Source organism: Sphingomonas sp. BE123 (assembly GCF_031456015.1).
Classification (GTDB): Bacteria; Pseudomonadota; Alphaproteobacteria; order Sphingomonadales; family Sphingomonadaceae; genus Sphingomonas.
The window spans coordinates 287188-299703 of record NZ_JAVDTW010000002.1; the positions used below are offsets into that span (position 1 = coordinate 287188).

The 12516-nt window shown below is 66.9% G+C and carries 13 protein-coding genes; 6 read left to right on the plus strand and 7 right to left on the minus strand.

What is annotated here, in order from left to right; all coding sequences use genetic code 11:
- The first annotated feature begins 28 nt into the window (after positions 1 to 28).
- From leuS to J2Y54_RS09580, 4 genes are read left to right on the plus strand one after another with little or no spacing between them, the layout of a single operon-like run.
- The gene (gene leuS / locus J2Y54_RS09565; protein ID WP_310039068.1) at positions 29 to 2539 is read left to right on the plus strand and encodes a leucine--tRNA ligase; all 2511 of its coding nucleotides are present in this window, start codon (positions 29 to 31) and stop codon (positions 2537 to 2539) included.
- Complete coding sequence (lptE, locus tag J2Y54_RS09570; RefSeq protein ID WP_310039069.1) at positions 2536 to 3042, plus strand: LPS assembly lipoprotein LptE; 507 nt, start codon at positions 2536 to 2538, stop codon at positions 3040 to 3042. The genes leuS and lptE overlap by 4 nt, the downstream gene beginning before the upstream one ends.
- Positions 3039 to 4058, plus strand: a complete 1020-nt coding sequence (gene holA / locus J2Y54_RS09575) for a DNA polymerase III subunit delta (protein WP_310039070.1) — start codon at positions 3039 to 3041, stop codon at positions 4056 to 4058. Before lptE ends, holA begins: the two co-directional genes overlap by 4 nt.
- A 2-nt stretch (positions 4059 to 4060) precedes the next feature.
- Positions 4061 to 4432: a hypothetical protein gene (locus J2Y54_RS09580; RefSeq protein WP_310039071.1), complete on the plus strand. Its 372-nt coding sequence runs from the start codon at positions 4061 to 4063 to the stop codon at positions 4430 to 4432.
- A gap of 340 nt (positions 4433 to 4772) precedes the next feature.
- Here the strand turns inward: J2Y54_RS09580 and J2Y54_RS09585 are convergent, their stop codons facing one another.
- The 6 genes from J2Y54_RS09585 to J2Y54_RS09610 are packed head-to-tail and all read right to left on the minus strand — an operon-like array spanning position 4773 to position 10489.
- Entirely contained in the window at positions 4773 to 5693 is a 921-nt protein-coding gene (locus J2Y54_RS09585; RefSeq protein WP_310039072.1) for a ParB/RepB/Spo0J family partition protein, read from the minus strand.
- Positions 5690 to 6469: a ParA family protein gene (locus J2Y54_RS09590; RefSeq protein ID WP_310039074.1), complete on the minus strand. Its 780-nt coding sequence runs from the start codon at positions 6467 to 6469 to the stop codon at positions 5690 to 5692. The genes J2Y54_RS09585 and J2Y54_RS09590 overlap by 4 nt, the downstream gene beginning before the upstream one ends.
- Positions 6466 to 7074 (minus strand): 16S rRNA (guanine(527)-N(7))-methyltransferase RsmG, encoded by a 609-nt coding sequence (gene rsmG, locus J2Y54_RS09595; protein WP_310039076.1) that lies wholly within the window; start codon positions 7072 to 7074, stop codon positions 6466 to 6468. The genes J2Y54_RS09590 and rsmG overlap by 4 nt, the downstream gene beginning before the upstream one ends.
- Positions 7071 to 8906 carry a tRNA uridine-5-carboxymethylaminomethyl(34) synthesis enzyme MnmG gene (mnmG, locus tag J2Y54_RS09600; protein WP_310039079.1) on the minus strand — a complete coding sequence of 612 codons (1836 nt, stop codon included), beginning with the start codon at positions 8904 to 8906 and terminating at the stop codon, positions 7071 to 7073. The genes rsmG and mnmG overlap by 4 nt, the downstream gene beginning before the upstream one ends.
- Before the next feature lie 54 nt (positions 8907 to 8960).
- Positions 8961 to 10253, minus strand: a complete 1293-nt coding sequence (mnmE, locus tag J2Y54_RS09605; RefSeq protein ID WP_310039080.1) for a tRNA uridine-5-carboxymethylaminomethyl(34) synthesis GTPase MnmE — start codon at positions 10251 to 10253, stop codon at positions 8961 to 8963.
- Complete coding sequence (locus tag J2Y54_RS09610; RefSeq protein WP_310039082.1) at positions 10250 to 10489, minus strand: DUF6489 family protein; 240 nt, start codon at positions 10487 to 10489, stop codon at positions 10250 to 10252. The genes mnmE and J2Y54_RS09610 overlap by 4 nt, the downstream gene beginning before the upstream one ends.
- 50 nt (positions 10490 to 10539) lie before the next feature.
- Here J2Y54_RS09610 and J2Y54_RS09615 point away from each other — a divergent pair, with 50 nt between their 5' ends.
- Positions 10540 to 11004, plus strand: a complete 465-nt coding sequence (locus J2Y54_RS09615) for a methylated-DNA--[protein]-cysteine S-methyltransferase (protein ID WP_310039083.1) — start codon at positions 10540 to 10542, stop codon at positions 11002 to 11004.
- A 14-nt stretch (positions 11005 to 11018) separates the two neighbouring features.
- Positions 11019 to 11711, plus strand: a complete 693-nt coding sequence (locus J2Y54_RS09620; protein WP_310039085.1) for a dienelactone hydrolase family protein — start codon at positions 11019 to 11021, stop codon at positions 11709 to 11711.
- 59 nt (positions 11712 to 11770) lie between these two features.
- On the opposite strand, the gene J2Y54_RS09625 is transcribed toward J2Y54_RS09620, so the two are convergent.
- A complete protein-coding gene (locus J2Y54_RS09625) occupies positions 11771 to 12448 on the minus strand; it encodes a TerC family protein (RefSeq protein WP_310039086.1) in 678 nt (225 codons plus the stop codon).
- Between the last annotated feature and the right edge of the window lie 68 nt (positions 12449 to 12516).

The following is a 12516-nucleotide window of genomic DNA, read 5'->3' on the forward strand; positions in this document are numbered from 1 at the left end:
CCGACCGACTGAAGACAAGGAAAGACATGTGTCGCGGTTTAACGCGCTGAACGCCGATTCCGCGTGGCAGAAGGTCTGGGAAGAACGCCGCACCTTCGCCGCGGACGATCACTCGCCCAAGCCCAAATCCTATGTGCTTGAGATGTTTCCCTATCCGTCGGGGCGCATCCATATGGGGCATGTCCGCAACTACACGATGGGCGACGTGCTGACGCGCTATCGGCGGATGAAGGGCATGGAAGTGCTTCACCCGATGGGGTGGGACGCCTTCGGCATGCCGGCCGAGAATGCCGCGATGGAAAAGAAGGTTCATCCCGGCGGGTGGACCCGCGACAATATCGCGACGATGCGCGCGCAGCTGAAGCGGCTGGGCCTCGCGATCGACTGGGGTCGCGAGCTGGCGACGTGTGAGCCCGAATATTACGGGCACGAGCAGGCGCTGTTCCTCGATCTCTTCGCTAACGGATTGGTTTACCGCAAGGAATCGACGGTCAACTGGGACCCGGTCGACATGACCGTGCTCGCCAACGAGCAGGTGATCGACGGGCGCGGATGGCGGTCGGGGGCGCTGGTCGAGAAGAAGAAGCTCAACCAGTGGTTCCTCAAGATCACCGACTTTGCCGACGAGCTGCTCGACGGGCTGGAGACGCTCGACAAATGGCCCGATAAGGTCCGGCTGATGCAGGAAAACTGGATCGGCAAGTCGCAGGGCCTGCAGTTCCGGTTCAAGCTTTCGTCCAGCGATTTCAACGAAGTAGAGGTGTTCACCACCCGCCCCGACACGATTTTCGGGTCGAGCTTCGTCGCGATCGCGGCAGATCATCCGATCGCGCAGGCGCTCGCGGCGAAAGACCCGGCGGCCGCGGACTTCATCGCGCAGTGCAAGCTGGGGGGCACCACCGCGGCGGAGATCGAGACGCAGGAGAAGCTGGGCTTCGACACCGGCATTCGTGCGATGCATCCCTTTGATTCCAATTGGGAATTGCCGGTCTATATCGCCAATTTCGTGCTGATGGATTATGGCACCGGCGCGGTGTTCGGGGTGCCGGCGCACGACCAGCGCGACTTCGACTTTGCGACCAAATATCGGCTGCCGATCCGGCGGGTCGTCTCGGATGGCGAAAAAACCCAAAGCGAATATGTCGAGGAAGAAAGCTACACCGGCCCCGGTAGCCTTGTGAATTCTCACTTCCTGAATGGCATCGACGTCGCCGACGCGAAGCGCGAGGTGATCCGCCGCGCCGAATCCGAAGGCTGGGGCAAGGGGACGACCGTCTGGCGGCTGCGCGATTGGGGTGTTTCGCGCCAGCGTTATTGGGGCACGCCGATCCCGATCGTGCATTGCGAGATTTGCGGCGCGGTGCCGGTGCCCAAGAAGCAGCTGCCCGTGGTCCTGCCCGAGGATGTCAGCTTCGACATCCCCGGCAACCCGCTCGACCGCCATCCGACGTGGAAGCATGTCGATTGCCCGCAATGCGGCAAGCCGGCGCGGCGCGAGACCGACACGCTGGATACGTTCGTCGATTCGAGCTGGTATTTCATCCGCTTTGCCAGCCAGCCGGGCGACAAGCCGTTCGACCACGCGGTGGCCGAGCAGTGGCTGCCGGTGAATCAGTATATTGGCGGGGTCGAGCATGCGATCCTGCACCTGCTCTATGCCCGCTTCTGGACCCGCGCGCTCAAGCGGATCGGGATGATCGACATCGCCGAGCCGTTCGAGGGGCTGTTCACGCAAGGCATGGTGACGCACGAAACCTACAAGTCCGCCGATGGCCGCTGGCTGTCGCCGGGCGAGGTGGTGCGCAGCAACGACGCGCTGGTCGAAGCCGAGGGCGGTGGCCCGGTCACCGTCGGCCGCATCGAGAAGATGTCCAAGTCCAAGAAGAACACGGTCGATCCCGAACCGATCGTGGACCAATATGGCGCGGACGCGGTGCGCTGGTTCGTGCTGTCGGATTCGCCGCCCGAGCGCGATCTGGAGTGGACCGAGAACGGGATCGAGGGCGCGTGGCGCTTCGTCCAGCGACTGTGGCGGCTGTTCGACGGGCTGCAGGCGTGGGAGGGCGAGGACAAAAGCCTCGACCGCGTGCTGCACCAGACCATCGCCGGGGTCGCGGCGGATATCGAAGGGCTGCAGTTCAACAAGGCGGTGGCCAAGCTCTATGGCCTGGTCAACGCGATCGAAAAGGCCGCTCCGAGTGCGTCGCGCGCCACTGCGATCCGCACCGCGATCCTGATTGCCGCGCCGATGGTGCCGCATCTGGCCGAGGAAGCCTGGGCCGCGATGGGCAACACCGGCCTGATCGCCGACGCCGAATGGCCGGCGGTCGACCCGGCGCTGCTGGTCGATGACGAGGTGACGATCGCGATCCAGGTCAATGGCAAGCTGCGCGACACGGTCACCGCGGCCAAGGGCGCGGACAAGGCCGATCTGGAAGCCATGGCCTTGGCAAATGCCAATGTGCAGCGCATTCTCGACGGTGCTGCCCCGCGAAAGGTGATCGTCGTGCCCGACCGTCTGGTAAACATCGTCGCATGAAGCGCGCCGCACTCCTGATCGCGCTGGTCGCGGCGAGCGCCACGCTGTCGGGTTGCGGGCTGCGGCCGCTCTATGGCGGTGGCGTGGGTGGCCCGGTGCAGACGATGCTGTCAGGGGTCGAGGTCGCGCCGATCCAGGGCGAAGCCGGCTGGCTGGTGTCCAACGCGGTGCGCGACCGGATCGAGGCGACGCGCAGCGGAACCCCGGCCTATCGGCTGGAGATCAAGCTGGACGACCGGATCGAGGGTCTGGGCGTGCGGAGCGATGACGTGGTGACGCGCGAGCGGCGGACGTTGCGCGCCCGCTATCAGCTGATCGACCTCGCCACCGGGCAGACGGTGCTCGACGCGACCGCCGGGTCGGACGCCGGCATCGACGTCGCGGGGTCCGAATATGCGACGATCGCGGCCGAGCGCAGCGCGCTGGAGCGGCTGTCGGGGATCGTCGCGGACCAGATCGTCGCGCGGCTCGCCCGCTACGCGCGCAGCTCAGCCGACAAGTGAAGGCGAGCGAAGCGCAGATTCGCGCGCGGCTGGACAAGCCGGGCGCCGATATTCGCCTGTTCCTGCTCTATGGCCCCGATGAAGCGGGCGCCAACGACCTGGCCGCGCGGCTGGGCCGGGCGATGGGTCCGGATGCCGAGCGCATCGATATCGAGGGCAGCGCGCTGAAGGACGATGCCGGGCTGCTGGCAGGCGAGGCGGCGTCGCTGTCGCTGTTCGGGGGGGCGCGCTACATCCGTGTTTCGGGGATCGACGATGGCGGCACCGACGCGGTGCGGATGCTGATCGAGGCCGAGACGGCCGGGAATCCGGTGGTTGCGGTCGGCGGCGGGCTGAAGGGCACCGGGCGGTTGCTCAAGCTCGCGCTCGCGGCACCCAATGTGATGGTCCACGCCTGCTATGTCCCCGATGCGCGCACTGCCGGGCAGCTGGCGACCGGAATCGCGCGCGAACATGGCTTGCGGTTGGTCGGCGGGGCAGCGGATCGGCTGGCCGCCATGTCGGGCGGCGATCGCGCGGTGCTGGCGCGCGAGATCGAGAAATTGTCGCTGTTCCTCGACGCCGCGCCGGATCGGCCGCGTGAGGCAGGAATCGAGGCGCTCGACGCGATCGGCGCGGATCTGGGCGAGGCCGAGATGTCGGGCGCGATCGAGGCCGTGGTGGGCGGCCGCCCGGCCGAGATCGGCGTAGAGCTGGCGCGGCTCGACGCGGCGGGCGTGTCGACGATTCCGCTGCTACGCGGGCTGGTCCGCCGGTTGATGGCGCTGGCCGAGATGCGCGCCGACATCGATCACGGGATGAGCCCCGCCGAGGTGGTCAAGAAGCACCGCGTGTTCTTCAAGGAAGAAGCCGCGACAATCCGCGCGCTGCAACGCTGGAACAGCCCGATGCTGGCGCGTGCCGTGGAACGCGCGCGCGAGGCGGAACGCGCGATGACGCGTGGCGGTGGGAATGCCGGCCAGGTGCTGGCGGATCATGAGCTGGCGGTGCTGGCGCGGGGTGCGGCGCGGGGGTGAGCATGCTCGGCTGGCTGCGCAATTGGTTCCTCCGTCCCTCTCCATTGAGTCAGTGGAGCGTGTCCATCTCGGACGACAGAATCGTAACGAGCGACGGTTTGGGCACGCAGCGCGAGTTGCGCGTGTCGGACCTTCGCAAGGTAGTCGTCGCGACCGACGATAGCGGCCCGTGGGGCGCGGACGTGGTTTACCTCCTCTACTCCGATGACGGCGATCCGGTGGGCCTGTTTCCGCTCGAGGCTGCGGGGTGCGACGCATTTCTCGCGTGGATGAGTCGCCAGCCCGGTTTTAATGATCGGGAACTGATCAGGGCCATGGCCTCGACGAGTGTAGCGAGGTTCATTGTGTTGGACCGGCAGCCAGAGTCACGCTGACGCCCCCTTTCCGTCACCCCGGACTTGTTCCGGGGTCCACCGGGAGGCAAGCGCGGAACTTGCCCGTCTACGCGTGAGGTTGAGTGGATCCCGGAACAAGTCCGGGGTGACGATGCGGGTTGAGGATTCGCCAATCTTCCCCGGAGGGGTAGGTGGAATCGCGTCGCGGTGACGGTGGGGTACCTTCGTCGGGGGACGTCGCCCTACGGTGAGCTACCCCTCCACCGCCTTCGGCGGTCCCCCTCCCCCTCCGGGGGAGGAATGGAAGAAGAAGAAGACCCTCCCCAACCCCTCCCGCAAGCGGGAGGGGCTTGAGAAGATCCATAACAGATTGACCTAACTAGATTTTCTCGCCTGTCAGGCGCTGGCAGATCATGTCGAGCTGATCCAGCGTTGAATAGGCAAGCGTCAGCGCCCCGCCCTTTTCGCCGAAGCTGATCTTGACGTTCAGGCCCAGCACATCGCCCAGCTGGCGTTCGAGCGCGGCGATATCGGCGTTGCTGCCGCGGCCGGCCTTGTCGCCGCCCTTCCCTGCTGCGCGCGGCTTGGCTTCACGGGCGAGCTTTTCGGTATCGCGGACCGACAGGTCGCGTTCGACCACGATCTTGGCGAGTTTTTCGGGGTCGGGGGCACCGATCAGCGCGCGGGCGTGGCCCATGGTCAGCGCGCCCTCGACCACACGCTGGCGCACGCTTTGCGGCAGGTCGAGCAGGCGGATCAGGTTCGCGATGTGGCTGCGCGACTTGTGGACGATCTTGGCCAGCGCCTCCTGGCTATGGCCGAACTCGTTGATCAGTTTCGCATAGGCCTCAGCCTCTTCGATCGCGTTGAGATCTTCGCGCTGAATATTCTCGACGATCGCGATTTCGACGGTCTGCGCCTCGTCCAGGTCGCGGACGATGACCGGGACTTCGTGCAGCCGTGCGCGCTGAGCGGCGCGCCAGCGGCGTTCGCCGGCGACGATCTGATAATCCTTGCCATGCGGGCGCACGACGATCGGCTGGATCAGCCCCCGCATCGCGATCGACTTGGCGAGCTCCTCCAGCGCGTCCTCGTCGAAATGGCGGCGCGGCTGATCCGGGTGTGGCGACAGCGAGCTGACCGGGAGCAGCCGGACGCCCATTGACGGTTCGGTGCCCGGGCGGACGGGCTCTTCGCGCTCGGCGTCGCCCAGCAGGGCGCTGAGCCCGCGGCCAAGGCCCGGGCGCGGCTTGCGCGGGGCGACGGCGGCAGTCGGGGTCGCTGGCGTTTCTTCGGTCATGCGGCCTTCTTCAGCTTGGGCAGGCGATCGATCACTTCGCGCGCAAGGGCGATATAGGCTTCGGACCCGGCACAGCGATAATCGTAGATCAATGCTGGCAGGCCATGGCTCGGCGCTTCGGACAGGCGGACGTTGCGTGGGATGACGGTGTCGAACACCACCTTGCCCAGCACGGCGCGCACGTCGTCGGCGACCTGATCGGTCAGGCGGTTGCGGCGGTCATACATGGTGAGGACGACGCCGAGGATCGACAGGCCGGGGTTGAAGCGGCCGCGAATGCGCTCGACCGTGTTGAGCAGCTGGCTGAGCCCCTCGAGCGCGAAGAACTCGCACTGCAGCGGGACGAGCAGCGCGTCGGACGCGACCATCGCATTGATGGTGAGCAGGCCGAGTGACGGCGGGCAGTCCATCAGCACCACGTCCCAACGCTGCGCGCTGCGCTCGATCGCAGTGGCGAGACGATGGGTGCGCGCTTCGAACTCGATCAGCTCAATCTCGGCGCCCGACAGGTCGACCGTCGCGGGGACGATGTCGAGGCCCGGCACGCGGGTCGGGACCGCAACATCCTCGAGGCTGGTCTCGCCGATCAACAGATCATAGGTCGATCGTTCGCGGTCGGCGCGGCCGATGCCAAGGCCCGTCGAGCAATTGCCCTGAGGATCGAGATCGAGCAGCAGCACACGCTGCCCGGTCGCGGCGAGCGCGGTGCCGACGTTGATCGCGGTCGTGGTCTTGCCCACGCCGCCCTTCTGATTTGCAATCGCGATGCAGATCATTTGGGGCGCACCTCTTTTGCGACGATGATGAGCGAGTCCGGTGCGGTCACGCTCGGTTCCACGTGGAACGAACCTTGCCACCATAGCTGCGCATCTTCCACCTCCGATTGCGCATTGCGGCCCTTTGGCAGCACCCACAGCGTGGACCGGTCACTGCGATGGCGCGCGATGCGAAACAGCGTGTCGAGCGAGCCGACCGCGCGCGCGGTGACGACCGCGGCGCGGCCGCTGGTCCGCTCGACCTTGGCGGTGTGGATGGTGACGTTGGTCAGGCCGAGCGCGTCGACGATATGCTGCAGGAAGGCGGTGCGCAGCTTGCGCGGCTCGACCAGTTCGACCGGGTCATCGCGCAGAATGGCGAGGACGATGCCGGGCAGCCCTGCCCCGCTGCCAATGTCGAGCCACAGGCCGCCTGGGTCGCCATGATCGAGCAGCTGGGCCGAGTCGACGATATGCCGGGCCCAGATCGCGTCGAGCGTCGAGGGCGCGATCAGGTTCTGACGCGCCGCCTCATCGCGGAGCAGATCGACAAACTGCGCGAGCCGCGTTTCACGTGAAACATCGGTGCGCGCGGCGATCCAGGCGCGGGCTTCGTCTTCGGTCATGCGGCGCGCTTCACATGGAGGAGGATCGCGGTCAATGCCGCCGGCGTTATTCCGCGCACGCGCGCAGCATCGCCGAGCGTCGCCGGGCGGGCCGCGGCGAGACGCTCGACCATCTCGTTGGACAGGCCCGGGATCGTTGCATAGTCGAGTGCCGGGGGAATGCGCGTGCCATCGGCGCGGGTCATCGCCGCTGCTTCCGCCGCCTGCCGTTCGAGATAGGGGGCATAGCGCGCATCCTCGATCAGCTCCGCCAACACCGACGGATCGACGTCGTCGGTGGCGATGTCGAGATGCGCCAGGCTGACGGCGGGGAAGCGCAGCCAGTCGAAGGCGGTGCGCCGGGCGCCATCCTGCGCCACGGCTGCACCCTTCTGGCCAAGGCTGTGTGCGGTGAGGGTGTGGCTGAAGCGCGCGTCGAGATCCTGTCTCGCGCACGTGCGGTCGGCGATGAAAGCCGCGCGGTCCGGACCGAGGCAACCAGCGGCCTCCCCCAGCGCGGCGAGCCGGGTCTGGGCGTTGTCGGCGCGGAGCGACAAGCGGTGCTCGGCACGGGCGGTGAGCATGCGATAGGGTTCGGTCACGCCCTGCAATGTCAGGTCGTCGATCATCACGCCGATATAGCTGAGCTCGCGCGGGAACAGCGTCCGCGCCCGGCCCAGCGCGGCGGCGGCGGCGTTGATGCCGGCGACGAGGCCCTGCGCGGCGGCCTCCTCATAGCCCGTCGTGCCGTTGATCTGGCCCGCGCAGAACAGGCCCGGGACATCACGGCTCTCGAGCTGGTGCGACAGCGAGCGCGGGTCAACATGGTCATATTCGACGGCGTAGCCGGGCGTGATGATCCGGGCACGCGCGAGGCCCGGGATCGACGCGATCATCGCCGCCTGCACATCGGTCGGCAGCGAGGTCGACAGGCCGTTGGGATAGACCAGATGCGTGGCAAGACCCTCTGGCTCAAGGAAGATCTGATGCCCGTCACGGTCGCCGAAGCGAAAGATCTTGTCCTCGATCGATGGGCAGTAGCGTGGGCCGCCGGCTTCGATCGCACCGCTGAACAGCGGTGAGCGGTCGAGGCCGCTGCGGATAATATCGTGGGTAGCAAGCGTGGTGCGCGTGATGGCGCAGGCCAGCTGGGGCAGACGCGGTCCGCGCGTCATGGGCGACATGCGCCAGTCATCGGCGTCGCTCGGCTGCTCTTCTAGCGCGCCCCAATCGATGCTGCGCCCGTCGAGCCTGGGCGGGGTTCCGGTCTTGAGCCGGGTAATCGGCAGGCCGCAATCGCGCAGTTGGACGCCGAGTTCGGTCGCCGCGCGCTCCCCTACCCGCCCGCCAGTCTCGCGCTCTTCCCCACGAAAGATGCGCCCGCCGAGAAACGTGCCGCTGGCAATGACGACGGTTGGCGCACGCAGCGCGGTCCCGTCGCCGAGCCGGATGCCCGCGACCCGTCCATTGTCGAGCAGTAGCGCGACCGCCTCCCCCGCCACAATGTCGAGCCTGTCCTGCGCCGCGAGCATCGCCTGAATGGCGGCGGCATAGCGCACGCGATCGGCCTGCACCCGTGGCCCCTGCACCGCCGGACCCTTGGATCGATTGAGCAGGCGATAGTGGATCGCGGCCGCATCGGCGGCGCGCGCGATCAGGCCATCCAGCGCGTCGACTTCGCGGACCAGATGGCCCTTGCCCAAGCCCCCGATCGCCGGGTTGCACGACATCGCGCCGATCATTGCGGGGTCGAAGGTGACGAGCGCCGTTCGCGCCCCGCAGCGCGCAGCCGCAGCCGCAGCCTCGGTCCCGGCATGGCCGCCGCCGATCACGATCACATCGAACCTGTGCATGGCTGGCGCATAGCCCCGTGCGGGGATCAGGTCAAAAGCGTTCCACGTGAAACACTATTTGCCGATGCAGAAGCGCCCGAACAGTGCGTCGAGCATCGCCTCGACATCGGCCGCGCCGGTTACGCGGTGGAAGGTACGCAACGCGCTCCGCAGTTCCTCTGCCATCAGCAGCACATCGCCTTGTCCAGCCGCATCCCGCAGGGCGGATGCCGCATGCTCCGTCAGCGCGCGCTGACGTGCGTTCAACGCGATCGTGTCGGCAGAGGGCAGCAGCGTCGCCGCAAGCTGGGCGAGCCGGTCCCATAGCTGGCCCAGTCCCTCCCCCGTATGCGCCGACACCGCCAGCCGTGCGCCGTCGACCCCGCGTCCCGCCGCATCGGCCCGCGCGTGGAGGAGCAGATGCGGGACGCCTGCCAGCGCTTCGGGCAGCGGGGCATCGTCGAGCCATAAAATGATATCGGCGCTCGCCAGCGCATCGCGGGCGCGCGCGATCCCGATTTCCTCGACCATATCCGCCGGTGCCGCATGAAGCCCAGCCGTGTCGGTCAGCAAATAGGCGATGCCGTCGCGCATCACCGGGACCTCGATCCGGTCCCGCGTCGTCCCCGCGAGCGGCGAGACGATCGCGGCGTCGCGCCCGGCGAGCGCGTTGAGCAGGGTCGACTTGCCGGCATTGGGCGGTCCGGCGAGGACAACGCGAATGCCATCGCGGATCCGTTCGACCGGTGGCTGCGCAACAACCGCTGCAATCTCCGTCGCCAATCGCCCGGCGTCGCGCTGAACGCCGGCAATCACATCGCCTTCGCGCACGACATCATCCTCATCGCCATGATCAAGCATCGCTTCGACCAGCGCGGAAAGCTGCAGTGTCCGGGCGGCCCAGCCCTCGATCTGCGCGCGCACCCCGCCCTCGGCGGCGCGCAGGGCGGTGCGACGCTGAATCTCGGTCTCGGCAGCGAGCAGATCGGCAAGACCCTCAGCCTCGGTCAGGTCGATGCGACCATGCTCGAGCGCGCGGCGGGTGAACTCGCCCGGCTCCGCGCCGCGCAGGCCAGCCATGGTGGAGAGCGCGGCCTCGACCGCGCGCACCACGGCCCGACCGCCATGAAGATGAAGTTCGGCAAGATCCTCACCGGTCGCGGTGGCCGGACCCGGAAACGCCAGCACCACGGCGCGATCGAGCGCTTCGCCCTGGTGCCGCAACGTGCGCAGCGATGCGCGGCGCGGCGGCGGAACGCTGCTGGTCAGCGCGCTCACCGCAGCAAAGGCGTCCGGCCCAGAAATCCGGATGACCGCGATCCCTGCCGGCGGCGCCCCGCTCGACAGGGCAAAGATCGTGTCGCTCACTCGCCCCCGCTGCGCTTGCCCATATCGAACATCCCGCGCCAGAAATTCATCCCGGCCTCACCCATCGGGGTCCAGCTCTTCATCATATTCTCAAGCAGCTCGGGATTGACCCCGCCCTTGTCGATCGAATCGAGCATCAGCTGAATGTAGCGGTCGTGCACCGGGGTGAAATCGGGCAGGCCCATCGCGCGGCGTGCCTCTTCGGGGGTGCAGTCGATCTCGACATTGATCTTCATATGCTCTTCTCCGCTTGAGCCCGAAGCATCCCCTGCCCTACGCTCGACCCATGTATGCGCGCGACCATGCCCTGATCGCAACGCCCATCGGCCCGATCCGGGTGGAGGGCGACGAAATGGCGGTGCTGCGCGTCACGCTTGGCGCGGACGGACCCGTTGCAGCCGACACGACGGCAGCGGTGCGCGCGGCGGCGGACCAGCTCATCGCCTATTTCGCGGGCACGCTCAAAGCATTCGACCTGCCCCTGCCGACGCTCGCATCCGCACGCGGCCGGGCATTGCGCGACGGTCTGGTCGCGCTGGGCTATGGCGAGACGGCAAGCTATGGCGAGCTGGCACGGCGGCTTCAGTCAGGACCGCGCGCAATCGGGCAATTGTGCGCACGCAATCCGCTGCCTGTCATCATCCCATGTCACAGGGTGACCGCAGCCGGCGGGGCGCTGGGAAGCTATTCGGCGGGGGACGGCCCCGCCACCAAGCAATGGCTGCTCGATCACGAGCAGCGCCACCGCTGAACAAGGAGCATAGCATGGCGAGTATCGAGATTCAGGCAATCGACGGCAGCGGCAGCTTTGCCGCCTATCGCGCCGACCCCGCGGGGACACCGCGCGGCGCCATCGTCGTGATTCAGGAAATCTTTGGCGTGAATGAAGGGATCCGGCGCAAATGCGATCATTTCGCGTCGCTCGGCTATGTCGCCTTTGCCCCCGACTTGTTCTGGCGGCTGCAGCCGGGCATCGAGCTGGATCCCGATGTCGAGCCGGAGTTCAAGCAGGCGCTCGACTGGATGGGCAAGTTCGATCAGGACAAGGGCGTCGCCGATATCGAGGCGACGATCCGCGCGGCACGCGCTGCGAGCGGTGGCAAGGTCGGGGTCACCGGCTATTGCCTAGGCGGGCGGCTGGCCTTCATGACTGCTGCGCGCACCGATGCCGATGCCAGTGTCGGCTATTATGCCGTCGGGATCGACGGGCTGCTGGACGAGAAGCACGCCATCGCCAACCCGCTGCTGCTGCATATCGCCGGGGAGGACGGCTTTGTCCCCGCCCCCGTCCAGGCGGCGATGCATGACGGGCTGGACGACCACCCCAAGGTGACGCTGTACGACTATCCCGGCGAGGATCACGGCTTTGCGACCGAAATGGGCAAGCGCCGGTCGGAATCCGCCGCCCAACTTGCCGACAGCCGCACCGAGGCGTTCTTTGCCGAGCATATCGGCTGACACGAAAAAGGGGCGGCATCCCTGCGGACGCCGCCCCTTCTCTGTTTCTTATCGGTCGCTTAGCGGAACAGCTGAAGCAGACCAACATCCTTGTCGGTGATGCCGGTATAGATCATCGACCCGGCGACATAGACGATCACCAGCAGACCGATCCACGCGATCCAGCGATAACGCTCGATATATTTGGCGATGACGTTTGCCGCGACGCCCATCAGCGCGACCGCGATGACCAGGCCGACCATCAGGATCCCCGGATGGTCGCGCGCGGCACCGGCGACCGCAAGGACGTTGTCGAGGCTCATCGAAACGTCGGCAACGGCCACCGCCCAGGCGGCACCGGCAAAGCTCTTCGCCGGCTTCAGGCCCGAATGCTCGTCACCCTCGATTTCCGGCGAGCCGGCGCTTTCGCCACCATGGCCGATTTCACGCCACATCTTCCAGGCGACCCACAACAGCAGGACACCGCCGGCAAAGATCAGCCCGACAATGGCCATCAGCTGAGTCACCACCAGCGCAAAGCCGATGCGCATCACCAGCGCGGCGATGATGCCGATCAGAATGACCTTTTTGCGCTGATCGGCGGGGAGACCTGCCGCAAGCGCACCGATGACGATCGCATTGTCGCCCGCAAGGACGATGTCGATTAGAATGACCTGGCCGAATGCCAGCCAGGCCGACCCGCTGCCTGAAAACAGACCGGCAAAGTCGGCAACGATATGGCCCCAGATTTCCTGCATGGATTTCCCTGTTTATCGTGGAGTGCCGACAAAGCGGTTCACCCGATCCGGGTCAAGCCCGACGGGCA